Here is a 24507-nt window from a genome sequence, read left to right on the forward strand (position 1 = left end):
GCAGGAATCGGGAAAAGGGCGCGGCCGCCGGATGGCGGGAGGTCGTCACGCCGGGATCTTCACGCTCCCCTGCGGGGAGGAGCGCCGGCGGGCCGCGCCAGTTGCCCACCATCCATCGGAGGATTGCCCGGCGTGGTCGCGCCATCGCCTAGCTGGTGGGATTCCGTTGAAAACCGAACAGGCGCCCGGCAGGGGCCAGAGGCCCGCGTCATTTCACGCGATCGAGCTCCAGATGCGGCACGAACTGCCGGCCGGAGGCATCGGTGATGGGCGCCGCCCTGACCTTCAGGTGGTCCCCGTCGAGCGCCTCGATGGTGCGCAGCAGGGTCTGGCCCTGCCATTGGGGAAAGGTCGATTGCCAGACCGCGGTGGAGAAGGTGTGCGCCACTTCGTCGACGCTGTAGGCGCCGGCATAGGCCATGGCAGGCCCCACCGGCTCGGAGGGCACGCCGCCGGCCCGTGCCGTCCGGTCCCGGCCGACGATGATGGCGCTGAACTGGCCGCCGGGCGTGAAGACGACGAGGCCCTGCGCCCCCGGCCCCCAGGTGTCGCGCCGCGACCCGTCGGTGAACGCGTCGTACACGCTCACGATCTTCCACGCGCCCACGAGCCGGGCGCCGAGCGTATCCGCGGCCAGGGCCGCGCCGGCGTTGCACGCAGCGAGCGCCACAACGACAGCGGGAATGAAGGTCCTCATGCGCATGGCTATTCTCCAGTCTTTCGGGGCAATCAGGGCTTCAGGGACGCCGCATAGGCGGCAAGCGCCACCATTTCCGGCTCGCTCATCTCTTCGGTGTTCGCGCGCATGGGCGCGGCCAAGGGGCCGTTGCGAAGGCCGTGCTTGAACTCGTAGAGCTGGCGCACGAGATAGGACGGCGAGCGGCCGGCGAGCGGCGGGATGTCGCCGATGCCCTTCAGTCCCTCGCCATGGCAGGCGACGCAGGCCGGGATGCGCGCGCCGAGCCCCTCATTCGCGATGCGCTCGCCCAGCGCGACGCTGCCGCGCGGGACATAGGCGGTGAAGGTCACGTGGTAATCGCGGTTGACGAAATTCTCCTCGTCGTCCGGCATCTCGATGATGCGGCCGGAGAGCGGCTCGGATGTCCCGTCCTTTTTCGGCGTGTAGTACCAGGAGGGGACAGTGTTCGCGGGAACCGTGTCGGTCTCCACCACATGGATGCGCGGCGGCAGCTTCAGCGCGGCGTAATAGGTGACGGCCTCGGCGATCTCCTGCTCGCTCAGGCTCCTGAGGGCGGCGATCATGCGGAAGACGTGGGTTCGCGCCTTGACCCCGGTGGAGCGGGCGCCGCTGCGGAAGTCATCGATCTGCCGCAGCATGTAGTCGGCCGGCAGGCCTGCGAGGCTCGCATTCTCCGGCCCGCCGACGCCCTCGGGCCGGTGGCATACGCCGCAGGGCCGGGTATCGGGGTGGCGCCCCTCCGCCACCACGGCGGGCATGGGCGGATGGGCGTCGGGAAACCAGTCGCGGGCCACGAAGAGGTCGCGGATCTCGGTCAGCGTATAGCCCCGGCTGCTGCCCGGCACATGGCGCACCGTGCCGTCGTCCTTGGGCGGCACAGTGTCCGGCGGTGCGATGGGATAGGCCCAGACGGGCGGCGCCTCGTCGGCCCCGGCGGCCGAGGCGAGGAGGCAGGCTGCGGCGACGATAACGCCCCGCGCCAGCCGGCACGGAAAAAACATCTGCGGCCCCGATGAGTGCGAGATCGGCAGCCACCCCCTGATGCGGCGCCGCGCAGATTATTATCGGGGCCGTGGGCGTGATGGACGGCAAAGTTTGCGTCTATTGACGGGCGGATGCGTCCGCCCGGCACGCACGATCACGCCTGCTTCACCCATACCCTATCGGCAGGTTCCGCCGGGGCGCATGGCTGCGGGGCCAGCTCAGCCGAGGCGCGCAGAAAGGCGATGTCGCGCAGCCGGGCGCCGACGCCGTGGCCGATGGCGTCGCTGCGCCAGAGCCGGGGCAGGATCTCCACCGCCCGCCCGCCGCGGCCGTGCAGGCGGATGAACCTGGCCGCCTCCGCATCCTGCATCACCCCGCGCACGTGGGAGCGCGAAAGGCCGAAGCGATGGGCCACGTCGCCGAAGACGAACGGACACTCCCGGCCATCGGGGGAGGACAAGGCGGCCTCGAAGAGGGCCTCCAGCACCATGAGCCCGCCGGGCCGGCTGAAGAACAGGAGGAAATCCGTCTGCTCGCAGAGCAGGCGCGCACCTTCGGGCAGCAAGGCGAGGGACTGGCGCCGGATGGCGGCGTGGACCGCCGGGTCCCGGTTCCGCACGCCGGCATAGCCGTTCCTGGGGCACAGGGTGTCGAGGATGATGTAGTCCGTGGCCATCCACTCCCGGTCGTGGGCCAGCATCCTGTCCGTGAGGCGGAGCAGCTTCACCCGGCGATCCCGCGGGGCGTGGCTGATCTCCACGAAGCCCACCGCCTGCATCCGCTCGATGAGGTGGTCCACATGGCGCGGGCTCGTCATGCCGAAGGCGGCCATCTGCTGCTTCAGCCGCCCCACCGAGAACCAGGTCTCCCGCCGGTCCCCATCGTGATTGGCGTTGAGGATCACCGAGAGCGTGAACAGGAGGTAGCGGCTGGAATCCGTCAGCAGGCGGATTAGGAACGGGTTGCGGTCGAACAGAGCGAGGAAGCTGTCGCAATAGAGCTTCCGCGCCCGCAGATAATCGGGATGATCGGCGACCTCCTCCACCGTCACCGGCACCCGCCCCAGCATTTCCATACCGCCGCCCTGCAACATGACGCCCCCGACGCAACCGTGACGCAGCGACAACCGCAATTCGACTGCGCGGAAACGTGAGGAGGGCAGCGGCGGCATCGCGAAAACAGGCGACTATACCATTGCGAACCATCATCCGCAGCGCGGAGCGCAGGCCGATTACCTGCCGCAACGGCATCGCCGATGGCGCCGCGACGAGAGGGAGCTTGAGCGTCTCCGTGTTGCCTTCGCCTTCCCGCGCATGTACGCCCCCGCCACGCCGCGCCACATGCATCACGCGGTGGGGGTCGCGGCCCGGCGACGACATCGGGCGGGCCGCAACAGGGGGAGAGCGGGCATGAGCGAGCGGAATCCGAAGGCCGAGGGGACCGCCAGCCGGGCCGCGGCGCTGAAGGGGATGGCCATCCGGCAGGCCCGCAGCTTCGTGGTGTTATTCCTGTATCTGTGGGTTCTGCTCGGCCTCTTCGTGCTCAATCAGGCGCTGGTGGAGCGCGCCCACGGCGATACCGTCACCTTCCAGGGCTTCGCCTTCCTCAACGCGCTGGTGCTCGCCAAGGTGATGCTGGTGATCGAGGAGCTGGAGGTCGCCCGCTGGCTCAGGGGCCGGCCGCTCATCCTCGTCATCTTCTACGAGGCGGCGATCTGCACGCTGTTCTTTCTCGTCTTCCACGTCATCGAACGGTCGGTGATCGCCAAGTTCAGCGGCCATGCCATCACCGCCAGCGAGATCGAGATCGGTGGCGGCGGGCTGGTGGGCGCGCTGATCGTGTCCGTCATCCTGTTCGTGTCGCTGCTGCCCTTCTTCGCCTTCAAGAACGTCACGCGGGCCATCGGCGCGGACCGGATGCGGCACATCCTGTTCAGCCGCCACGCCGCCGCCGACTGAGGTGGCGGGCGCCGCCTAGCTGTGCGAGCGCTCCACGCTGCTGAGGGTCGCCGCCACGTCCTGGTCGAGGTTCGCCTTCAGGAAGTGCTCGGTCTCGGGCAGGATGAGGTGGAAGTCGGTCAAATTCTCCACCGCGATCCTCAAGGGCCCCGCCTCCACCTCCAGCACGTGGCCGCCCTGGCTGCGGTCGTCGGAGAGGAAGTGGAAGTGGTAGCCTTCCACGCTGAACTCGGCGGAATAAGCCGGCGACCAGATGCCCACCAGGGTGCCATCCACATCCTCGAAGGTGAATTCGCTCTGGGTCTTCGCCGCATCGGCCAGCAGCGTGCCGGGCTTGGGCGGGCATACGGCGCGGGCCTTCACGCGCTTGAAGCGCCCGTCGAGCCGCACGGCGTGGAAGATGTTGTTGGAGGAGCGGAAGCAGTCGCAGGCGGCGCCGAGGCCGTCGAAGCTGGTGACGCCCTCCGTCTCCCCCACCTGATCAGCGGAAAAGCGCGTCACCACGGCGAAGGGCGAGCCCGCCTCCGCCGGCGCCTCATGCACCTCGCCGCCGGCCCGCGCCTGGAAGGCCTTGCCGTCCAGCACCACCATCTCACCGTCGAGCCCCGCGAAGGTGCCGAGGCCGAAGTCGCCATGCTCCAGGAGCGCGCCGACGCTGACCTCCCGGTCGTAGACCCCCGCAACCAGCGCGCCTGATGTGGAGATCTGGAACACCGTGTGCACCTCGGCCTTCAGGTGGTCGGCGAGGATGGCGCGGATATGCGCGCCGAGGTCCTTGCCCGACCGGGCCGCCTCCTGTTCCAGCGCGGTCTTGAGGGAGAGCGGAAGATCGATCTCGATGCGGGGCATGGGTCCGTCTCTCCGGCCGTCTCAGAGGCAACCGCCCTCCAAGAGCAGATTCAGGAGGCCGAGGCAAACGCCGGCGCGCCGGCGGAACGCCAGCTCGGGCGGGGCCATTCTTGATTCGGCGGGCGGGCGAACCCATACTGGCGGCATTGCCATCGCCAGCGGATTTTTGCCATGCCTTTGAAGGAAGAGGATATTCAGCCCGGCAAGTGCTACAAGACGAAGGGCCTCGACAATTACAAGGTCATCTCCATGACCCGGGGCATCGTCACCTACCAGACCTGGACCTCGCCTTTGCGCATCAACGTGGGCGTGAAGCAGTTCGCCGATGCGGTCTACAAGGAAGTGCCCTGTCCGAAATAGCGCGGCCGCTGGGTTCGGATGACGCATCCGTCAGGAATGTTGCATTGCGGCATCGACGCGGCACGTCGGTAGAGGTATAGCTGGGAAACGCCCTGTGAGAACGTTTCCCGTGCTGTCCGCCGTCATCGCAACGCACAATTCCGAGCGCCGGCTCGTCCCGGTGCTGTCCGCGCTCGTGCAGGGCGTGACGGCCGGCGTGCTGAGCGACGTGACGCTGGCGGATTCCGGCTCCACCGACGGCACGGCCACCATCGCCGATGCCGCCGGCTGCAATTTCTTCAAGGGCGCGCAGGATCTCGGCCTCCGGCTGAAGCAGGGCGCGGCGCAGGGCCGGGGCTCCTGGCTTCTCTTCCTCACCGACGGCTCCATGCTGGAGGAAGGCTGGCCGCGCGAGGTGCTGGCCTTCATCGAAACCGCCCAGCGGCGCGGACAGGCGGACCGGCTCGCCGCCACCTTCCGCCTCGCCGTGGATGGCTACGGCCTGCGTCCCCGTCTCGGAGAAGCCATGGCCGCCGCCCGCCTCGCCGTCATCGGCCTGCCGGCGCCGGGACAGGGCCTGCTGATCTCCCGCCGCTACTACGACAGGCTCGGCGGCCATCCCCAGGGGTCCAAGGCCGAGCGCCGCCTCGTCGCCCGCATCGGCCGCCGCCACATCCACGTGCTGCGCCCCCGCGTGCTGCTGCCGGAGACCGGCAAGGCACCCGAGATTATCCCGGCCTGATCTCACTCCAGGAAGCTGAAGCCCATGGTTCGGGCGTGATAGTGCAGCCCGCCATCCTGCACGATGAGGAACAGCGCGCGTTCGCTGCCATCATTGTGGTGCGAGTGGGGGGCGCCGGGCGGCGTCACCAGCGTCGCCCATTGGCGCCACGGGCAGCGGGCGCCGTCCACCATGGAGTGGCAGGTCTCGCCCTGGAGCACGAGGGTGATGGCTGCCGAATTGTGCCGGTGTGCCCGCTGGTGCTCGCCGGGCGGCAGCGTGTTCAGCGACAAGGTGAGGCTCGGCAGGATATTGCGCGCCGCCGCCTGCGGCTCCGACGAGAAGATGAGGGCGATGCCTGAGGTCTGATTGTTCTGGGCGTGGTCGTAGATGATGTCGACCTGCCGGGCGATCTCCGCGGCCGGATAATGCACCACCGCCACGGGGCGGCGCGCCTCGTCCGGCGGCAGGTCGCCATTGAGGGCGAGCTGCGGCTCGTTGGAGACCACCCACAGCACGAGCTTTTCCGTCCCGGCGGTGATGCGCGCGGGCGAGCCCGGCAGCAGGAACACGTCGCCTGGCGCAACCGCAAGGCTCTCGCCGAGGCAGTCCACCTGCCCCCGCCCCGCGATCACGTACCAGATGGAGCCGGTGGCCCTGAGGTCGACGGTGAAGCGCGCGCCCGCCGCCACCACCGCATAGCGCGCCAGCATCAGCGGCGTGGTGGCGGGGAAGACGCAGGCCAGCGCGTCCGACTGGTCGCATGGGATGAAGCCGGTGGTCGCGCCATCCGCCAGCGCGCGCGCCGGCTCGTCGGTGAACAGGCGGCTCGGCACCGGCGGCAGCTTGATGTTGAAGGCGTTGCCGGAATTGAAGTAGCGCGCCCGCGCCTCGGCCGGGCTGTTGGGCGCGGCGGGCATCTGGGCCGGCAGATCGGCCATATCGGGTTTTTCACGCACGGCGGCTTGCTGGCTCATGATGCGGTCTCCTCGGAAACCAGCGCACCCAGCACGTCGGCCAGCACCTGCGTGCCGGCGGCGATGTGGGCGGGCTCGGCGAATTCATGCTCGGCGTGGGACACGCCATCGCGGCAGGGAATGAAGATCATGGCGCTGGGGCACACCTTGGCGAGGTGGCGCGCGTCGTGCCCGGCCGCCGAAAGGATGGGCATGGCGGGAATGGCGTGGCGCTCCGCCGCCGCCGTGATCTTCGCCATCAGGCCGGCATCGAAGTCGTTGGGCGGGGCATCGACGAGGCGCGTCAAAGTGAGGCCGCAGGGCGCCGCCTCCTCCGCGCAGATGGCCTCGAAGCGCGCGCCGAGCAGGTCCAGCGCCGCGCCGTCGGGATGGCGCAGGTCCACGCGGAAGGTCACGCGGGCGGGCACCACGGAGGGGGCGTTGGGCTCCATGACCAGCCGGCCGATGGTGAACATCACCTGATCGTCGTGGCCGCCGACCTCGGGATAGAGCCGGTGCGCCATGCGGGCGAAGGCGGCAAGCGCATCGCGCCGCTCGGCCATGGCCAGCGTGCCGGCATGGCCGGGGGCGCCTTCGATGACGGCGTCCCACGTCTTCTTGCCCTGGATGCCGGTGACGACGCCCACCACCTTGCCTTGCGCTTCCAGCACTGGCCCCTGCTCGATGTGCAGTTCCAGATAGGTGGCGACGGGAAAGCCGAGGGGCCGGCGCGGCAGATCGGGGAAGGCGGCGTGCACCGCATCGAGCGCGGTTGCGACGCTGACGCCCTCCGCATCCGTCACGGCGCGGATGTCGGCGAGGGAGCGCGCGCCGGCGAAGGCTTCCGAACCCATCATGCCGGGGGCGAAGCGGGAGCCTTCCTCATTCATCCAGGCGACGACGGTGAGGTCACGGCGGGGCTTTACCCCCGCGCGCTTTAGCGTCACCACCGCTTCCAGCGCCGCCATCACGCCGGCCGCGCCGTCATACTTGCCGCCGGTGGGCTGGGTGTCGATATGGCTGCCGGCGAGGATGGGCGCGAGCGTCCGGTCAGTGCCCGGCCAGGTGAGGAAGAGGCTGCCGGCATCGTCGCACGCCGCCTCCAGTCCTTCCTCCCCGGCCCATGTCAGGATGAGCCGCCACGCTTCGATCTCGCCCTGCGTGAGCGCCTGCCGGTCCACCCCGCCCTTGGGCAGCGCGCCGATCTCGGCGAGCCCCATCAGACGAGACATGAGGCGGTCGGGGGAGATGGATGGTGTCGTCATGCCATGCCTCGTGTCCCGGCCGACTGGAGCGGAGCGCAAGGAGAGCCGGGGCCCAGCGCAAGAACGTGCCGAAGGCGCGACACCCCTGCCGCCGCAGGGGTCTTGACCGCTGCGCGGACGTCTCTCCTGGGTCCCGGCTCGGCGCTCCGGCTATGCCGTCGCTGGTCCGGGAGGCGTGTGCACGCACCGTCCATCATCCCCTCACGCGGTGCGCATGATCTGGCCGGGGATGGCGCGCGGGTCGCGCGGCAGCCATTTGCCGGCTTCCACCTGCGCGATGAACTCGGCAAGCTGGGCGTTGAACAGCGCCGGCTCCTCGAGATTCAGCGTGTGCCCGGCCTTGGGGAAAACGCTGAGGCCGCAAGCGGGGATCATCTTCTTGAGATAGATGCCCGGCTGGAGGCAGTGGTCGTCCTCGTCGCCCACCATGACGAGGGTGGGCACCATCATCGTCTTCAGCCCCTCTTCCAGATCCCAGAAGGAGGGTCGGCGCGCCTGCACGCCGCGCATGGTCAGCGCCGCGCCGATGTCCGAATGGGTGGCGAGGCGGTCGGCGAACTCGCGCCAGCCGCGCGGGTCCTTCACCTCGAACTGCACGCGGCTCGCGCCCAGCGCGTAGATCTTGGAGAATTCCTTCGCGCCCAGCTTCTCGAAGTTTTCCGCGACCGCGAGGGAGACGCCGCGGAAATATTCCTCATGCGCCTTCTCGCAGCCATAGCCTGCACCAGCGACGGTGAGGGAGAGGGCGCGCTCGGGCGTGCGCAGGCCGAAATGCACGGTGCAGAAGCCGCCCATGGAGAGGCCGACGATGTGCGCCTTCTCGATGCTGAGGCCGTCCAGCACCGCCACGGCGTCATCCGCCGCAATGGCCTGCGAATAGGCCTCCACATCGGTGGGGATGTCGGAGGGGGCATAGCCGCGCGCGGCGTAGGTGATGCAGCGGTGGCGGCGGGCGAAGAACCGCATCTGCGGCTCCCAGCTCATGTGATTGCCGCCGAATTCGTGGATGAAGAGGATGGGCGTGCCCTGCCCCGCCTCCTCCACATGGAGCTTCACGCCGTCCTTGGCTGAAATTTTGTGGGTCGCGGTGAGGTCTGCGTAGGTCATGGCAATGGTCCCTTGAGGGGAATAGTCAATTCTAGCGCACAGTCATGGCCGGGCTTGTCCCGGCCATCCACGTCGTAGCGCCGGGAACACCTACCTGGCATGTGTCTCGTCGGCCCGACGTGGATGCCCGGCACGAGGCCGGGCATGACGGCGTGACAGGAAACCCGTCCTCAGAACTGCGCCGGCACGTCATTCAACGTGCGGGCCTCGGCCACCAGCGACGGCAGCAGCTCCACGAAGCGGTCGGCCCAGTCTTCCGGCACCGAGGTGGACACCTTGATGAAGCGGTCGCCGAAGCGGGCGGTGTGGTAGGTGCCCTGGCGGATCATCAGATCCTTGCGGCGGGCCGCTTCCACCAGCGCCTCGGGTCGGATGCCCGCCGCCTCCGTCTCGATGACCAGGAAGTTGCCGTGGGAAGGATAGACCGGCACGCTCAGGCCCTCGATGGCGAGGGCCGCGTCGTGGATCTTCGCCTTGTTGGCGCGGTCGATGCGGCGCACCGTCTGCATCCACTCGCCCTTCACCTTCAGCCCCGCCTCCGCCGCGCGCTGGGCGAGGACGCTCGCGCCGAGCACGGAGGTGGTGCGGGCCGAGCAGGCGTCGAGCAGCTCCGGCGCGCCCACCAGCGCGCCGATGCGCATGCCGGCGAGGCCCAGCCACTTGGAGAAGGAGAGCGAGACCAGCGCGCGATCCGGCGCCGCCAGCAGCGCGGGATAATGGCCATCGGCGAAGTCGCGGTAGGTGCAGTCGTGCACCAGCAGCGCACCGCACTCCTTGGCGATCTCGCAGAACGCCTCGATCTCCTCGCGGGTGTAGCGGATGCCCAGCGGATTGTTCGGGTCCACCAGATAGATGATGGCGGTGCGCTCATCCACGTTGGCGCGCAGCGCCTCGGGGGTGAGCTTGTAGTTCACGGCCGGGTCGTAGATCGGGATCTCGATCACCTCGGCGCCCATCTGGCTGGCGAACAGGCAGGGCCACTTCCAGGTGGGATCGGTGGTGACGAAGGTGGTGCCCGGCCGGCAGTGGGCGCGGCACACGAGGGCCAGCGCATTCACGCCGCCCTCGGTGATGAGGGCTTCAGCGCCCGGCGTGCCGAGGTCGTCCACGATGGCGGCGCGCAGCGCCTCGAAGCCCAGCGGGGGCGCGTAGGCATTGTATTCCTGCGCGCGGATGGAGGCGATCATGGCCTCTTCCACGGCGGGATGGGCGGCGATGTGGTTGGTGTTCTGGCCCATCCACATGAGGCCGGGGGTGGAGAAGAGGGTGTCGAAATAGCGGTTGCGCAGCCGGGCGGAGGACATGAAGGCAGTTTCCTCGAAAGGGGGGCCGGCGCCCGCCGTCGCGGCGGCGCCGGCAAACGGATGCGTCAGATGACCGAGCCGCGGGCGGAGATGCCGCCGTCGATGGTCACGTTGGTGCCGGTGATGTAGCCGGCGCGCGGGGAGGCGAGGAAGGCGACGAGATCGGCCACTTCCTCGGCGGTCGCGGGGCGCTTGCCGGGATACTTGTCGAACAGCTCCTCCCAACGCTCCTCGGCGCCAAGCATATCGATGGCCTTGCGCTTCATGATCTTGAGCATGCGGTCGGTGGCGACGGGGCCGGGGTTCACGCCCACCACGCGCACGCCGTCATTCAGGCTCGCGCCGCCCAGCGCCTTGGTGAAGCTCATGAGCGCGGCATTGCCGGTGGAGCCGGCGATGTAGCTCGCATCCCAGTTCTCGCCGGAATTGCCGATGACGTTGACGATCACGCCGTCCTTGCCGCGCATGCGGGCGTAATAGGCGCGCGAGAGGGTGATGTAGCCGAACACCTTGAGGTCGAAACCCCGCCGCCAGGAAGCATCGTCCACCACGTCCAGCGAGCCGGCCGGGATGTCGCCGGCATTGTTGACGAGGATGTCCACGTCACCCACGTCCGCCGCCAGCTTCTCCATGGCTTCCGTGGAGCCGAGGTCCACCGGATAGATCCACACCTTCACGCCGTGGGCGGCCTCGATCTCGGCCTTGGCCTCGGCGAGGGCCTCGCCGTTGCGGGCGGCGAGATGGAGATGGCAGCCTTCAGCCGCGAACACGCGGGCCGTCGCAAGGCCGATGCCCTTGGACGCGCCGGTGATGAGGGCGGTCTTGTCGGTGAGGTCGAGCTTCAAGTTTGCATCTCCGATGGGCAGGTGGCGCCGAAGGGGTCGCCAAATTGGATATACAAACTCTAGCAATATGCATACCAAGAAATTCAAAAAACGCTCAGAAGCGGGTCATCCGTAGGCGGCGAGGAAGTCCAGAAGATCGTCCCCAAGTAGGTTCACATGGTCCCGCATGGCGCGCTGGGCGGCCTCGTCATCGTGCACGCGGATGGCCGCGATGACCTCGCCATGTTCTTTCAATGTCTTGGGAATCCGGCTCGGGCGGTGGGTCACGCGGCGGCGATAGGCGGCCACCTGGTTGCGCAGCCGGCGCGTCTGGTCGGCGAGGAAGCCGTTGCAGGAGGCCTCGTAGACCGCCTCGTGGAACTCCTGGTTCACATCATAGAAGAGATCCACGTCGCCTGACGCGCTAACCTCCTCCAGGCGCTTGTGAATTGCCTCGATTCGGCCGAGCTGCGCGGGGCTCGCCCGCCGCGCCGCCAGGCGCGCGCACAGGCCTTCCAGCTCGGCCATCACCTGGAACATCTCGATCAGGATCTGCGCGGAAATGGTGCGCACGACGGCGCCCTGCCGGCCGCGCAATTCCACCAGATGGCTCGCGGCGAGCAGCCGAAAGGCCTCGCGCACGGGGGTGCGGGACACGCCGAACTGCTCGGCAAGCTCTTGTTCGTCCAGCTTCGAGCCCGGCTCCAGCCGGCCGGAGGAAATATCCGCCTCCAGCGTGCGGCGGATGCGATCAGCCAGGGTCTCGCCGGGCAGGCCGGAGCGACCATTCTGATCAAGCGGCAGGCAGGTGCTGCCTTCTTGTGCACTCATGATAGCCATTTGCATTCTCGAAATTGCAGTTCAGTATACATCAACGCAACCGCGGCATCCATCCAAGGGCCTCCGGAACGCGCAATGTCCCGTTACCTTCAGTGGTTGACGCCCGGCGTGCGGTCCATAGAGTGTCCTTGCAAGAAGTGTGGCATGTCGATTGCTAGCAGGGAAGGCATGACCACCGTTCTTTCGCATGCGCCGATGGGCGCTCATTATACAAAGAAGAAAGAGGCAGGCTTGCCGGTTTCCATCCAAGGTTCCGGCGAGGCCGCCCTCGCCGCCAAGGCGGCGGGCGCGTCCGACGCCGCGCAGATTCTCTCCCTCACCGGCGTCACCAAGACGTTCGGGGCCACCCGCGCCCTCGACGGCTTCACGGCGACCATCGACAAGGGCGAGTTCGTCACCGTGGTCGGCCCCTCCGGCTGCGGAAAGAGCACGCTCTTCAACATCGTCGCCGGCCTCGAGGAGCCGGACCCCGGCTGCGCCATGCGCTTCGAGGGCAACAGCGTGATCGCCGCCGACCTGCTCGGCCGCGTCTCCTTCATGCCCCAGCGCGACCTGCTGCTGCCATGGCGCACGGTGATCGACAACGCCATCCTGGCGCTGGAGGTGGAGGGCGCCCCCCGCAAGGAGGCCCGCGCCCTCGCGGAAAAGATGCTGCCGGAATTCGGCCTCACCGGCTTCGGCCAGCAGTATCCGCACCAGCTCTCCGGCGGCATGCGCCAGCGCGTGGCGCTTATGCGCACCTTCCTGTTCAAGCGCGACCTGATGCTGCTGGACGAGCCGTTTGGCGCGCTGGACGCCCTCACCCGCACCATGATGCAGCGCTGGCTGCTGGACGTGTGGCAGAAGCACCAGCGCACCATCCTGTTCATCACCCACGACGTGGACGAGGCCCTGTTCCTCGGCGACCGCGTGCTGGTGATGAGCGCCCGCCCTGGCAAGGTGAAGCTGGAGCAGAAGGTGGACCTGCCCCGCCCGCGCCCGGCGGAGATCGTCATCTCCCCCGAATTCATCCGCCTCAAGCGCACGCTTCTGGAGGCCATCGAGGAGGAAGCCATGAAGTCCTTCACCGCGGAGGGCAAGTGATGACCACTCAAGTGATGGCCACTCAAGTGATGGCAGCTCTTGCTGAAAAGCCCGCGTCCATGGAGGCCTCCGAGTGGGAGGCCCGCGTCGCCCTGGCCGCCTGCTACCGCATGGTGGCGAAGCTCGGCATGGACGACCTGATCTACAATCACATCTCTATGCGGGTGCCGGGGCATGAAGAGCAGTTCCTGCTCAACCCCTACGGCCTTCTCTTCGACGAGATCACCGCATCGAGCCTGGTGAAGATCGACATCGACGGGCGCAAGATCGACAACACGCCCTACGAGATCAATCTCGCGGCCTTCGTCATCCACGCCGCGATCCACAAGACCGGCTCGGACGCCGCCTGCGTGCTGCACACCCATTCGGACGCGAGCGTCGCCGTCTCGGGGCAGGAAGAGGGCCTTCTGCCGCTCTCCCAGTTCGCCATGCGCTTTTACAACCGGCAGGCGTTCCACGATTACGAGGGCGTCGCCATCGACATGGACGAGCAGGCCCGCCTCGTGGCGGACCTCGGCACGAACAAGGTGATGCTGATGCGCAACCACGGCATCCTCACCGTGGGCCGCACGCCGGGCGAAGCCTTCATGCTGCTCTATTATTTCGAACGTGCCGCGCGCATCCAGCTCGCCATGCAGGCGGCCTGCGCCTCCGGCGTGAAGCTGGTCATGCCGCCTCCCGAGGTGTGCGAGAAGGCCGCCCGCCAGTTCTGGGAGATGCAGGGCGACATCCTTGTTCCCGGCGAGCGCGAATGGCCGGCCCTCATGCGCCAGCTCGACCGCGCCGACCCGAGCTACCGGAGCTGAGCGGCATGGCCGGTTCCCGCCGCGCTGTCATGCCCCGGCTCGTCCGGGGCATTCCCCCCGCCGCCCGTCGGCTGGCGGGCGCCCCGGAGCCGGCCCGGCCGTTCCGTGGGTTCCCCGGACAAGCCGGGGGATGACGAGCGGATAGAGCCAGACGACCCTTACAAAAACACCAAGAACGCACCCTTCCAGCGGAGACCACCTGATGATCCCTCGCCGAACCTTCCTCTCCACCCTCGCGGCCGGCGCCGCGCTTCTCTCCACGGCCGTCGGCGCCCTGCCGGCCCTCGCGGCTGACCCGGTCCCCGCCACGCTGCGCCTCAAGTGGCTGCCGCAGGCGCAGTTCGCCGGCTTCTACGTCGCGGTGGCCAAGGGCTACTACAAGGCCGAGGGCATCGACCTCACCATCAATCCGGGCGGCCCGAACATCCTCGCGGAAAACCTCGTCGCCACCGGTGCCGACACGTTCGGCCTCTCGGGCGGCCTCGACAGCGTGTTCGCTGCCCGCGACAAGGGCCTGCCGGTGGTGTGCGTCGGCATCTCCCACCAGCTGACGCCCTTCGTCTTCGTGGTGCGCGCCGACGGTCCCATCAAGACCATCCAGGACTTCAAGGGCAAGAAGGTCACCACCTGGTTCACCGGCGCGAACCACGTGCTCAAGGCCATGCTGACCAAGAACGGCGTCGATCCCGCGCTGGTGGACATCCAGCCCCAGCAGGTCAGCGTGACGCCGTTCGTGGACGGGCAGGTCGATGTCATCACCGCCACCCGCTACAACGAATACTACACCATCAAGACCCGCATGGGCGAAGAGAAGCTCCGCACCTTCGTGGCGGAGGATTCCGGCATCACCTTCCCGCGTGACACGCTGATCGTCTCCGAGACGACCGCCAAGGAAAAGCCGGAGCTGGTGAAGGCCTTCCTGCGCGCCTCCATCAAGGGCTGGAAGGATGCCTTCTCCGATCCCAAGGGCGCGGTGGACACCATCATGAAGGCCGCCCCCACGCTGGACCGCGCCCATCAGGAATTCCAGCTCGCCGAGGTGCAGAAGCTGATGACGGCCGGCAAGGTGAAGGAGGACGGCCTGTTCTGGATCGACATGGACGCGGTGAAGATCACCCAGCAGCTCTTCCTCGACGCCAAGGTCATTTCCAAGCCCGTCGACCTCGCCGCCACCTTCAACCGCTCCTTCCTTGAAGCCATCCCGGTGGCGGACCGCCGTCCGTGAGCGCGACAACCCTCCAGTCCCCGGCCACACGGCCGGGGACTTCCCCGCTCGTCACGGCGCTCTTCCGCGCCGTGCGCGGGCTCGCCATCCTCCTCGCCGTGCTGGCGGCGGTGGAGGGACTCGTCATCGTCCTCAATGTGAAGCCCTGGTACGTGCCGCGGCCGACCCTGGTGCTGAACGCCATCCTCGCCACCCCAGAGCCCTATGTGCAGGGCTTCCTGCGCACCCTCACCGAGACGCTGATGGGCTTCACCTCGGGTGCGATCTTCGGCGTGGGCATCGCCATCGTCTTCTTCCGCGCGCGGGTGCTGCGCGAGCTGATCTTCCCGGTGTTCGTGGTCTCGCAGACCATCCCGGTCATCGCCTTCGGTGCGCTGGTGGTGCTGTGGTTCGGCAACACGCTCATCGCCAAGGCCGCCATCTCCTTCTACCTCACCTTCTTCCCGGTGACGGTGAACGCGCTGCTGGGCCTTGAAAGCGTGGACCCGCGCCAGGAGGCGCTGATGCGCTCCTTCGGCGCCAGCCGCTTCCAGATCCTCACCCGGCTCCAGCTTCCGGCGGCGCTGCCGCAGATCTTCGTGGCGCTGCGCCTCGCCTCGGCGCTGTCGCTGGTGGGCGCCATCGTCGGCGAATGGTTCGGCGACACGGTGGGCCTCGGCGTGCTGCTGCTGCAAGGCATGTACAACGAGAACGTCGTCGCCATCTGGGCCGCCATCGCCATGTGCGCGCTGCTCGGCACCGGCTTCTATGCCGTGGTGGCCGCCGCCGAGCGCGCCCTCGTCTTCTGGGGGGCCGAGCAATGAGCGCGCCTCAATCCTCCCGCGCGCTCCAGCGCGGCGCCCTCGGCATGGTGCTGCTGGTCCTCGCCTGGGAAGGCGTCGCCCGCGGCTTCAATCTGCCGGCCTATACGCTGCCCTCGGTCAGCGCCATCCTTGGCAGCATCTTCGACCACCGCACGACGCTGTTCCTCGCCGGGGCCTACACCTTCGCGGAAGCCTTCTCCGGCTATGTCATCGGCGCCGTCATCGGCATCGCGCTGGCGGTGGTCATCACCCTCATCCCGATGACGCGCAACGCCATCGTGCCGGTGGCCACCTCCATCAATTCGGTGCCGGTGGTGGCGTGGTCGCCGCTGATCCTTTTGTGGTTCGGCATCGGCATGCCGTCGAAGGTGGTGATGGTGGCGCTTGCCGTCTCCTTCACTGTCTTTCTCTCGGCCCTCGCCGGCCTCGACCGGGTGGATCGCCGCTCGGTGGACCTCATGCGCTCCTTCGGGGCGGGGCGGCTCGCCATCCTGTTCCGCCTGCGCCTTCCCACCGCGCTGCCGCTGATCGCGGCGGGCCTGCGCGTCTCCACCGTGCGCGCGGTCATCGTCGCCATCGTCACCGAGATGCTGGGCGCCTATGACGGCCTCGGCTGGGTGATCTACCAGGCGGTGCTGCAGGTGGATTTCGTGAAGGTGTGGTCGGCCATCTTCATCGCCTCGGCCGCAAGCCTCGCCTTCTTCGGCCTCGTCGGCCTCGCCGAGCGACGGCTGGTGTTCTGGAAGTAGAGCGGTCGCAGTGACCGCCTCCACTTCACCGCCCTAACCGTCATGGCCGGGCTCGTCCCGGGCATCCACGTCGTGCCGATCGCGCCACCGTCGGCGTATGGAGCGCCCGGCCGCGCCACATGGATGGCCGGGACAAGCCCGGCCATGACAGCCCCCAGATGTCTGCCCCGAGCGATTCCACGACCTTTCACAACGGACCGCCCATGACCCGCAAGATGCATTTCGGACTGTTCCTGCTCGGAACGGGGAGCCACATCGCCGGCTGGCGCGTGCCGGGGGCCGTCGACACCTTCGAGGACATCGAGGCGGTGCGGCAGATCGCGGCCACCGCCGAGCGCGGGCTGTTCGACCTCATCTTCATGGGCGACAACCTCAACGCCGACCCGTCCGCGCACCCCTCCTACACGGCGCGGCTCGAGCCGCTAACGCTGCTCTCCGCCGTCGCCGGTGCGACGAAGCACATCGGCCTCGGCGGCACCGTCTCCACCACCTATTCCGACCCCTACACGGTCGCCCGCGCCTTCGCCTCTCTGGACCACATCTCCGGCGGGCGCGCCGTGTGGAACGCGGTGACGACGGCAGCCCCGGCCGCCGCCGCGAACTTCGGCACCCAGCACCCCGACCATTCCAAGCGCTACGAGATCGCCGGCGAGTTCCTCGACGTGGTGAAGGGTCTGTGGGACTGCTGGGCGGACGACGCCATCGTCGCCAACCGGGAGACCGGCCTCTACATCGACCCCGCCAGGGTGAAGGCGCTGGACCATGAAGGCGAGTTCTTCAAGGTGAAGGGGCCGCTCAACATTTCCCGGTCCCCGCAGGGCCATCCCATCATCTCGCAGGCCGGCGGCTCCGAGCCGGGGCAGCAGCTCGCCGCGCGGACGGCGGACATCGTGTTCGCCGTGGTGCAGGACATGGCGGAGGCGCAGGCCGGCTACAAGTCGCTGAAGGATCGCCTGCCCGCCCTCGGCCGCAAGCCCGAGGACGTCTGCGTGCTGCCGGGCGTGATGCCGGTGGTGGGCCGCACGGCGCAGGAGGCACGCGAGAAGCTCGCCGAGCTGATGCGCTTCGTGGATGCGAAGAACGCGCTGGGCATGCTCTCCGAGCGGTTCGGCACGGACATGAGCGCCTACGACCTCGACGGCCCCATCCCGGACCTGCCCGAGGCGGACACCTACAAGTCGTTCACCGGCGTCATGCTCGCCAAGGCGAAGCGCGAGGGCGGCACCCTGCGCGACGTCTACAACATGGTCGCCGCCGCCCGTGGCCACTGGGTGCTGGTGGGCTCGGCGGAGGAAGTCGCCGACACGCTCCAGCTCTGGTTCGAGAGCGGCGCGGCGGACGGCTTCAACGTGATGCCGCCCTATTTCCCCGGCGCGTTCGACGATTTCGTCGATCTGGTCATTCCGATCCTGCAGGAGCGCGGCCTCTTCCGGACCGCCTATGAGGGGCCGACCCTGCGGCACCTTCTGGGGCTGGAACGGCCGGTCAACCCGAACTTCTGAGCGGCAGGCAGACGACTGCCTTTCCTTCGCCGCGGCGATCGGCCAAACAGGCCCATTGCCGCGCCGCAGGGTTGCCCCATGTCCTTCGTTCCTCCCCGCGCGGTCCTCGACCGGCTCCGGCCGGAAGGCCCGCTGCTGAAAGCGCTCGCTGCCGCCTGTTGCCTCGTCATCACCGTGCTGTCACTGCTGCCGGGGAACGAGCGGCCGCACACTGGCTTCTCCGGCAATATCGAGCATGTGGTCGCCTATGCCGGAACAGCCTGCTTCGTCGCGCTGGCGCTGCGGCGTCCGTCACTGCCGGTGCTGGTGATCGCCTTCTCGGCGGCCTCCGCTTTCTTCGAGATCTGCCAGATCTGGATACCCGGCCGCTCCGCCGGGTTCGACAACTGGTTCGCGAGCACGCTCGGGGCGCTGATCGGGGTCTCCTCCGCCCGCTATATCGTGCTGCCGCGCCTTTCGGCGTGGCTCGCCCGCCGCTAACGGCGGGCGCGCACCTCACTGCCCCAGCGGGTGGTGCATCTTGTCGATGGCGGTCGCGCCGATGGCCTCGATCCTGTACTGGATCTTGACCTTGCCGGCCTTCTCGAAGGTCAGCGTGGCGTCCATCATCTCGCCCTCCTTGAGCTGCTCCTTCAGGTCGACGAAGACGAGGTGATGGCTGCTCGGCTCGAGCACGAGGGTGCCGCCGGCAGGGATCTCCAGCCCGCCCTTGATGGGCATCATGCGCATCAGGCCATCCTTCATGGTCATCTCCTGAAGTTCGACGCGCCGGGCGAAGGGCGCGAAGGCGGAGACCAGGCGGTCGGGCGTCGCGCCTGAATTGTGGATGGCGACATAGCCGGCGCCCATGTCCGATCCGAGCGGGGTCGCCCGCGCCCAGGGATGGTCGATGAGCAGGTCGCCGACCTTGTATTCATGGGCCAGAAGCTGCTGCGCCGAGACGAGCAGCAGGCAGAGCGCGAAGAGCGTCGCGGCAAGGATTTCCTCGCCATAGAAACGGCCAATAGGGCGGCTGCGCCGCGGGTGCGGACGTTGGGGCATGTTTCCTCCGGAGATGCGATCCGCCTGGGCGGACGTTTGCGTCTGGTCAGCGACCGAGCGGTGGACGCATCAGACCGGGGGCGCACGCGCGGGCGGGAGCGGTCGCCCCGGAGCCAGACGAACGGCGACGCCATCGGCGCTCCGGCGGACCGGTGCAGCCTGCCCTTCAGGCAGGTGCGGCACAGGCGGCAGCGGGCCTTCCAGCGCATCGAGGACGAGGCAGGCGCCGATGCAGCAATCATCGCCGGAAACCGCGTGGCCAGACGCCGCGCCGCTGCCCGCGCCGGCGGCCGAGACAGCGCACAGCGCACCATCCCCCGTGCCGGCGAATGCGCCGCCCGCCAGCCCCGCCAGCAGAAGCTGAAGGACCAGCACATAGGCGCTCAGGATCGCAATCGTCTCGCGCGCGGCGGGACGCGGGGCAGCCATGATGGAGGCCTCAGGCGGCGCTGATCGCGCGCAACGAACTCGCGCGCCCATCAAGCTTGCCACCGCCTGCGGCCGACGAAAAGCGCCGTCGTTACGGCATCTTGCTGCGCGCCTTGACGCACGCCCCAATCATTCTATTGATACATTATATCAGTTCATGCGCCGCACCTGCGCGCGCTCGTCCGGAGCCTGCCCATGATCCCAATCCGCCGCGACGTCACCGACGCCCGCACCGATGCCCGACTGCCCACCACCGTGCTTTCCGGCTTCCTCGGCGCCGGCAAGACGACGCTGCTCAACCACATCCTCGCCAATCGCGAGGGGCTGCGCGTTGCCGTCATCGTCAACGACATGAGCGAGGTGAACATCGACGCCGAACTGGTGCGCTCCGGCGGCGCCAACCTCTCCCATACCGAGGAGAAGCTGGTGGAGATGACCAACGGCTGCATCTGCTGCACGCTGCGCGACGACCTCCTCACCGAGGTGCGCCGCCTCGCCCAGGATGGGCGGTTCGACTATCTCCTCATCGAATCCACCGGCATCGCCGAGCCCTTGCCGGTGGCCGCCACCTTCGATTTCCGCGACGAGGACGGCCAGTCCCTCTCCGACGTGGCGCGGCTCGACACCATGGTGACGGTGGTGGACGCGGCGAACCTGCTGAAGGACTTCGGCTCCCGCGACTTCCTGCGCGACCGGGGCGAGGTGGCCGGCGAGGAGGATCAGCGCACGCTGGTGGACCTTCTCACCGACCAGATCGAGTTCGCCGACGTCATCATCCTCAACAAGGTGTCGAGCATCGACGAAGAGCGGCTGAAGATCGTGCGCGGGGTGGTGAAGTCGCTCAATCCCGATGCGCGGCTGATCGAGACGGACCAGTCCCGCGTGCCGCTCGCCGAGGTGCTGGGCACCGGGCGCTTCGATTTCGAGAAGGCGAGCACGCATCCCGTCTGGTTCAAGGAGCTGAACGGCTTCAAGGACCATGTGCCGGAGACGCAGGAATACGGCGTGTCGAGCTTCGTCTATCGCGCGCGGCGGCCGTTCCATCCCGAGCGCTTCCAGGCCTTCCTGGCGCGGACATGGCCGGGGCTGGTGCGGGCGAAGGGGTTGTTCTGGCTGGCGACGCGGCCGAAGCGCGTGGGCGAGATGAGCCTTGCCGGCTCCATCTGCCAGACCGGCACCGCCGGGCGCTGGTGGGCGAGCGTGCCGAAGGAGCACTGGCCGACCCAGCCGGACTGGCGCTCGTGGCTGCGCTCCCACTGGGTGCCGGGCTATGGCGACCGGCGGCAGGAACTGGTGTTCATCGGCATGGGGCTGGACGAGGGCGCCATGCGCGCGGCCCTCGACGCCTGCCTCGTCGGCCCGGCGGACCCCAAGAGGTTCGACGCCAGCGCCTTCAAGAATTTGCCGGACCCCTTCCCCAACTGGGAAGCGGTGCCGGCCTGAGCCAAAAAAGAAAGGGAGGGGCCTGAGACCCCTCCCCTCGCCTCACGTCATGCAAGGACGGGAGGGGCGCGCGCCTCTCCCCTCTTCCTCACTTCATGGTGGGCATCACGAATTCGGCGCCGGCGCGGATGCCGGTGGGCCAGCGGGTGGTGATGGTCTTGAGGCGCGTGTAGAAGCGCACGCCCTCCGGCCCGTGCATGTGGTGGTCGCCGAACAGCGACGCCTTCCAGCCGCCGAAGGAGTGGAACGCCATGGGCACCGGGATCGGCACGTTGATGCCGATCATGCCCACCTTGATGCGGTGCGCGAACTCGCGGGCGGCATCGCCGTCGCGGGTGAAGATCGCGGTGCCGTTGCCGAACTCGTGCTTATTGATGAGGTCGGCGGCGGTGTCGTAGCTGTCGGCGCGCACCACGGAGAGGACGGGTCCGAAGATCTCCTCCTTGTAGATGCGCATGTCCGGCGTCACGTGATCGAACAGGGTGCCGCCGATGTAGTAGCCGTCCTCATAGCCCTGAAGCTTGAGGCCACGGCCGTCCACCACCAGCTTGGCGCCTTCCGCGACGCCCTGGTCCACATAGCCCGACACCTTGTCGAGGTGCTGCTGCGTCACCAGCGGACCCATCTCGGACTCGGGGTCCGTGCCGGGGCCGACCTTGAGCGCGCGCACCCGCGGCTCCAGCTTCGCCATCAGCGCCTCGGCGGTGGCCTCGCCCACCGGCACGGCCACCGAGATGGCCATGCAGCGCTCGCCGGCCGAACCGTAGGCGGCGCCCATGAGGGCGTCCACGGCCTGGTCCATGTCCGCGTCGGGCATGACGATCATGTGGTTCTTGGCACCGCCCAGCGCCTGGCAGCGCTTTCCGGTGCGCGCGGCGGTCTCGTAGATGTAGCGGGCGATGGGGGTGGAGCCCACGAAGCTCACCGCCTGGATGTCCGGATCGTCGAGCAGCGCGTCAACGGCGGTCTTGTCGCCGTGGATGACGGTGAACACGCCGTCCGGCAGGCCGGCTTCCTTCAGCCACTGGGCCAGCAACAGGGAGGCGGAGGGATCGCGCTCGGAGGGCTTCAGGACGAAGCAGTTGCCGCAGGCCAGCGCCACCGGGAACATCCACATGGGCACCATGGCCGGGAAGTTGAACGGCGTGATGCCGGCGACGACGCCGAGGGGCTGGCGCACCGCGTGGCTGTCGATGCGGGTGCCCACATCCTCGGTGATCTCGCCCTTCAGAAGCTGCGGAGCGGCGGTGGCGAACTCCACCACCTCCATGCCGCGCTGCACCTCGCCCTTGGCGTCGGAAAACACCTTGCCGTGCTCGGCGCTCACCACCTCGGCGATCTGGTCCACACGCTCTTCCAGGATGCGCAGGAAGGCGTTGAGGATGCGCGCGCGGCGCAGCGGCGTGGTGGCGGCCCAGCCGGGGGCGGCCTTGTTGGCGATCTCCACCGCCGCGCGCACTTCGGCGGCGGACGCGAGCGGAACCTCGCCGGTCTGCGCGCCGGTGGCGGGATTGTAGACCGGCGCCGTGCGGCCGCTGGTGCCGGCGACGAGCTTGCCGCCGATGAAGTGGGAAATCTGCGTGGGCATGATGCGCCTCCCGTTAGAATTGCCTCCGTGATGGCGCTTCAAACGACGCGCAGCAATGCCATTGTCCGAGCATCTGTTGTGCGAATATTATAGCCCATGGACATCGCCCTCGATTGGGATCACCTGCGCGTCTTCCTCGCCGTCGCCCGGCGCGGGCAGTTGCTCGCCGCCGCAAAGCAGCTGGCGCTGAACCACGCCACCATCGCCCGCCGGCTCGATGCGCTGGAGGCGGCGCTGGGCAGCCCCCTGTTCGACCGCCGCCCCACCGGCTGCGTGCTCACCCAGGCCGGCGAGCGGCTGCTGCCGGCGGCGGAACGGGTGGAGGCGGAAATGCTGGGCATCGCCGAGCGCTTCCGCAAGGAGGAGGCGGAGGTCTCCGGCACCGTGCGCATCGGCGCGCCGGACGGGCTGGGCAATTATTTCCTCGCGGCGGAGCTGGGGCGGCTCGCGCTGCTCCATCCCCATCTGGTGGTGGAACTGGTGCCGCTGCCGCGCACCTTCTCCCTCTCCCGGCGCGAGGCGGACCTTGCCATCGTGCTCGACCGGCCCACCGAGGGCCGCCTGACGGTTTCGCGCCTCACCGACTACACGCTGGGCGCCTATGCCGCCGCCAGCTACATCGCGGCTTTCGGCGCACCGGAGAGCGAGGCGGAGCTGGCCGGCCGGCGGGTGGTGACGGGGGTGGAGGACCTCGCCTATGCCTCGGCGCTGGATTATTCCGGCGTGCTGGAGAAGCACGGCGGCCAGCCCTTCCGCTGCGCCAGCGTCACCGGCCAGATGGAGGCGGTGCGCTCGGGTGCCGGCATCGGCGTGCTGCACGATTTCGCCGCCGCTTATTATGGCGACGCGCTGGTGCGCATCCTGCCGCGCATCGCCTTCCGCCGCAGCTATTTCCTGCTCGCCCATCCCGACACGGTGGAGGTGCGCCGCATCGCCACCGTGCGCGCCTTCCTCGCCCGCCGTTTCCGCGAGGAGCGCGCCCGCTTCATCTGCGAATGAACGCGGCCCGGTCCGCCCGCACCACCGCTGTGATGGTGTCCAGCACTGCCCGCACACGGGCGAGGTGGGCGAGATCGTCGTGCACGGAGAGCCAGTAGCTGCGGGTGAGGCGCACCTCGTCCTCCAGCAGCGGCACGAGCGCCTGATGGGGTGCCGCGAGAAAGGCCGGCAGCACGCCGATGGCGGCGCCGGACAGCACCGCATTCACCTGCGCGATGACGCTGGTGGAGCGGATGACCGGCTTCAGCTCCACCCCCGGCCCGAGCTGCGAGAAGTTGAGGGCGCGGGTGAAGAGGAGTTCGGGGATATAGCCGGCGAGCACATGGTCTTTCAGGTCATCCGCCGTCGCCGGCCGTCCGCGCCGGTCGAGATAGGCCGACGTGCCATAGAGCCCGAGCGTGTAGTCCGTGAGCTTGCGCACCTTCACCTGCCCGGCAATGGGCCGGTCCAGCGTGATGGCGATGTCCACCTCGCGGCTCGCCAGCGAATAGGAGCGCGGCAGGGCTACCAGCTCCGTCTCCAGCCTCGGATTGTCGGCGGAGAGCGCCGCGAGCCGGGCCGCGAGATAGCCGACGCCCAGCCCCTCCGGCGCGCCCACGCGCACCCGCCCGGTGGGCTGGCGCTCGCCCTCGCCGAGGCCGGTGATCTTGCGCAGCACGAGGGATTCCATCTCCTCCGCCGCCTGCGCCAGCTTCTGCCCCTCCTCGGTGATGAGGGTGCGCCGCCCGGCGCGGGTGACGAGGGGCGCGCCCACCGCCGCCTCCAGCCGCGCGACGCGCCGGCCCACCGTGGTATCGTCCAGCCCCAGCGCCCGCCCGGCACCGGCCATGCGCCCGGTGCGGACGAGCTGGAGGAAGATGCGCAGGTCGTCCCAATCCATGATGCGGTGAAGTCCGTGCGCGTGTTGAGGCCATTCCTGCAAAATTGCAGGATGGATCGGAACCTATCGTTCTTGCGTGCAGAAATCCAAGCTGGGATCACCAGCGGAGACA

General features: G+C 68.5%; 26 protein-coding genes. 12 read left to right on the forward strand and 14 right to left on the reverse strand.

Going from position 1 to position 24507, the window contains the following annotated elements; genetic code table 11:
- Positions 1 to 208 precede the first annotated feature (208 nt).
- From V5F74_RS08260 to V5F74_RS08270, 3 genes are all read right to left on the reverse strand, one after another.
- The gene (locus V5F74_RS08260) at positions 209 to 703 is read right to left on the reverse strand and encodes a lipocalin-like domain-containing protein (protein ID WP_394007305.1); all 495 of its coding nucleotides are present in this window, start codon (positions 701 to 703) and stop codon (positions 209 to 211) included.
- Positions 704 to 729: 26 nt separating this feature from the next.
- Entirely contained in the window at positions 730 to 1701 is a 972-nt protein-coding gene (locus V5F74_RS08265; protein WP_394007307.1) for a c-type cytochrome, read from the reverse strand.
- Between the two features lie 137 nt (positions 1702 to 1838).
- The gene (locus V5F74_RS08270) at positions 1839 to 2777 is read right to left on the reverse strand and encodes a hypothetical protein (protein ID WP_394007309.1); all 939 of its coding nucleotides are present in this window, start codon (positions 2775 to 2777) and stop codon (positions 1839 to 1841) included.
- 316 nt (positions 2778 to 3093) lie between these two features.
- Here V5F74_RS08270 and V5F74_RS08275 point away from each other — a divergent pair, with 316 nt between their 5' ends.
- Positions 3094 to 3642, forward strand: a complete 549-nt coding sequence (locus V5F74_RS08275) for a hypothetical protein (RefSeq protein WP_394007310.1) — start codon at positions 3094 to 3096, stop codon at positions 3640 to 3642.
- Positions 3643 to 3657: 15 nt separating this feature from the next.
- Here V5F74_RS08275 and budA read toward each other — a convergent pair whose 3' ends face one another.
- On the reverse strand, positions 3658 to 4491 hold the full coding sequence (budA, locus tag V5F74_RS08280) for an acetolactate decarboxylase (RefSeq protein WP_038192622.1): 834 nt from the start codon (positions 4489 to 4491) through the stop codon (positions 3658 to 3660).
- A 171-nt stretch (positions 4492 to 4662) separates the two neighbouring features.
- Here budA and V5F74_RS08285 point away from each other — a divergent pair, with 171 nt between their 5' ends.
- Both V5F74_RS08285 and V5F74_RS08290 read left to right on the forward strand, forming a co-directional pair.
- A complete protein-coding gene (locus V5F74_RS08285; protein WP_024280704.1) occupies positions 4663 to 4851 on the forward strand; it encodes a hypothetical protein in 189 nt (62 codons plus the stop codon).
- A gap of 94 nt (positions 4852 to 4945) precedes the next feature.
- Positions 4946 to 5572, forward strand: coding sequence for a glycosyltransferase (locus tag V5F74_RS08290; protein ID WP_394007312.1), 627 nt, complete (start codon positions 4946 to 4948; stop codon positions 5570 to 5572).
- 2 nt (positions 5573 to 5574) lie between these two features.
- Here V5F74_RS08290 and V5F74_RS08295 read toward each other — a convergent pair whose 3' ends face one another.
- From V5F74_RS08295 to V5F74_RS08320, 6 genes are all read right to left on the reverse strand, one after another.
- Positions 5575 to 6528 carry a cupin domain-containing protein gene (locus V5F74_RS08295; protein WP_394007314.1) on the reverse strand — a complete coding sequence of 318 codons (954 nt, stop codon included), beginning with the start codon at positions 6526 to 6528 and terminating at the stop codon, positions 5575 to 5577.
- The gene (locus V5F74_RS08300; protein ID WP_394007316.1) at positions 6525 to 7772 is read right to left on the reverse strand and encodes a Zn-dependent hydrolase; all 1248 of its coding nucleotides are present in this window, start codon (positions 7770 to 7772) and stop codon (positions 6525 to 6527) included. The genes V5F74_RS08295 and V5F74_RS08300 overlap by 4 nt, the downstream gene beginning before the upstream one ends.
- 201 nt (positions 7773 to 7973) lie before the next feature.
- The gene (locus V5F74_RS08305) at positions 7974 to 8879 is read right to left on the reverse strand and encodes an alpha/beta fold hydrolase (RefSeq protein ID WP_394007318.1); all 906 of its coding nucleotides are present in this window, start codon (positions 8877 to 8879) and stop codon (positions 7974 to 7976) included.
- Positions 8880 to 9049: 170 nt separating this feature from the next.
- Complete coding sequence (locus V5F74_RS08310; protein ID WP_394007319.1) at positions 9050 to 10183, reverse strand: pyridoxal phosphate-dependent aminotransferase; 1134 nt, start codon at positions 10181 to 10183, stop codon at positions 9050 to 9052.
- Between the two features lie 65 nt (positions 10184 to 10248).
- A complete protein-coding gene (locus tag V5F74_RS08315; protein WP_024280710.1) occupies positions 10249 to 11028 on the reverse strand; it encodes an SDR family oxidoreductase in 780 nt (259 codons plus the stop codon).
- A gap of 105 nt (positions 11029 to 11133) precedes the next feature.
- Positions 11134 to 11838 carry a GntR family transcriptional regulator gene (locus V5F74_RS08320; protein ID WP_250167247.1) on the reverse strand — a complete coding sequence of 235 codons (705 nt, stop codon included), beginning with the start codon at positions 11836 to 11838 and terminating at the stop codon, positions 11134 to 11136.
- Positions 11839 to 12078: 240 nt separating this feature from the next.
- Between V5F74_RS08320 and V5F74_RS08325 the strand changes: the two genes are divergently transcribed.
- The 7 genes from V5F74_RS08325 (at position 12079) to V5F74_RS08355 (ending at position 18495) form a co-directional block, all read left to right on the forward strand.
- Positions 12079 to 12930 carry an ABC transporter ATP-binding protein gene (locus V5F74_RS08325; protein ID WP_245279273.1) on the forward strand — a complete coding sequence of 284 codons (852 nt, stop codon included), beginning with the start codon at positions 12079 to 12081 and terminating at the stop codon, positions 12928 to 12930.
- Between the two features lie 14 nt (positions 12931 to 12944).
- Positions 12945 to 13736 (forward strand): class II aldolase/adducin family protein, encoded by a 792-nt coding sequence (locus tag V5F74_RS08330; RefSeq protein ID WP_394007492.1) that lies wholly within the window; start codon positions 12945 to 12947, stop codon positions 13734 to 13736.
- Positions 13737 to 13938: 202 nt separating this feature from the next.
- Entirely contained in the window at positions 13939 to 14961 is a 1023-nt protein-coding gene (locus V5F74_RS08335) for an ABC transporter substrate-binding protein (protein ID WP_250167249.1), read from the forward strand.
- Entirely contained in the window at positions 14958 to 15764 is an 807-nt protein-coding gene (locus tag V5F74_RS08340) for an ABC transporter permease (RefSeq protein WP_250167250.1), read from the forward strand. Before V5F74_RS08335 ends, V5F74_RS08340 begins: the two co-directional genes overlap by 4 nt.
- Positions 15761 to 16513 carry an ABC transporter permease gene (locus tag V5F74_RS08345; RefSeq protein WP_029555614.1) on the forward strand — a complete coding sequence of 251 codons (753 nt, stop codon included), beginning with the start codon at positions 15761 to 15763 and terminating at the stop codon, positions 16511 to 16513. The genes V5F74_RS08340 and V5F74_RS08345 overlap by 4 nt, the downstream gene beginning before the upstream one ends.
- Before the next feature lie 203 nt (positions 16514 to 16716).
- Entirely contained in the window at positions 16717 to 18015 is a 1299-nt protein-coding gene (locus tag V5F74_RS08350) for an LLM class flavin-dependent oxidoreductase (protein ID WP_394007323.1), read from the forward strand.
- Positions 18016 to 18093: 78 nt separating this feature from the next.
- Positions 18094 to 18495 (forward strand): VanZ family protein, encoded by a 402-nt coding sequence (locus V5F74_RS08355; protein ID WP_394007325.1) that lies wholly within the window; start codon positions 18094 to 18096, stop codon positions 18493 to 18495.
- A 15-nt stretch (positions 18496 to 18510) separates the two neighbouring features.
- Here V5F74_RS08355 and V5F74_RS08360 read toward each other — a convergent pair whose 3' ends face one another.
- A complete protein-coding gene (locus V5F74_RS08360; protein WP_029555617.1) occupies positions 18511 to 19056 on the reverse strand; it encodes a copper chaperone PCu(A)C in 546 nt (181 codons plus the stop codon).
- 69 nt (positions 19057 to 19125) lie between these two features.
- Positions 19126 to 19485: a hypothetical protein gene (locus V5F74_RS08365; protein ID WP_029555618.1), complete on the reverse strand. Its 360-nt coding sequence runs from the start codon at positions 19483 to 19485 to the stop codon at positions 19126 to 19128.
- A 195-nt stretch (positions 19486 to 19680) separates the two neighbouring features.
- On the opposite strand from V5F74_RS08365, the gene zigA reads away from it, so the two are divergent.
- Entirely contained in the window at positions 19681 to 20928 is a 1248-nt protein-coding gene (zigA, locus tag V5F74_RS08370) for a zinc metallochaperone GTPase ZigA (protein WP_394007327.1), read from the forward strand.
- Between the two features lie 88 nt (positions 20929 to 21016).
- Here zigA and V5F74_RS08375 read toward each other — a convergent pair whose 3' ends face one another.
- Complete coding sequence (locus V5F74_RS08375) at positions 21017 to 22516, reverse strand: CoA-acylating methylmalonate-semialdehyde dehydrogenase (protein ID WP_029555620.1); 1500 nt, start codon at positions 22514 to 22516, stop codon at positions 21017 to 21019.
- Positions 22517 to 22612: 96 nt separating this feature from the next.
- Between V5F74_RS08375 and V5F74_RS08380 the strand changes: the two genes are divergently transcribed.
- Positions 22613 to 23515: a LysR family transcriptional regulator gene (locus V5F74_RS08380; protein WP_394007330.1), complete on the forward strand. Its 903-nt coding sequence runs from the start codon at positions 22613 to 22615 to the stop codon at positions 23513 to 23515.
- Here V5F74_RS08380 and V5F74_RS08385 read toward each other — a convergent pair.
- A complete protein-coding gene (locus tag V5F74_RS08385) occupies positions 23502 to 24395 on the reverse strand; it encodes a LysR family transcriptional regulator (RefSeq protein ID WP_394007332.1) in 894 nt (297 codons plus the stop codon). The two genes, V5F74_RS08380 and V5F74_RS08385, sit on opposite strands and share 14 nt — an antisense overlap.
- Positions 24396 to 24507 lie beyond the last annotated feature (112 nt).

The sequence above is a fragment of the Xanthobacter aminoxidans genome (genome assembly GCF_043193615.1).
In the GTDB taxonomy this organism is placed as follows: Bacteria; Pseudomonadota; Alphaproteobacteria; order Rhizobiales; family Xanthobacteraceae; genus Xanthobacter; species Xanthobacter aminoxidans.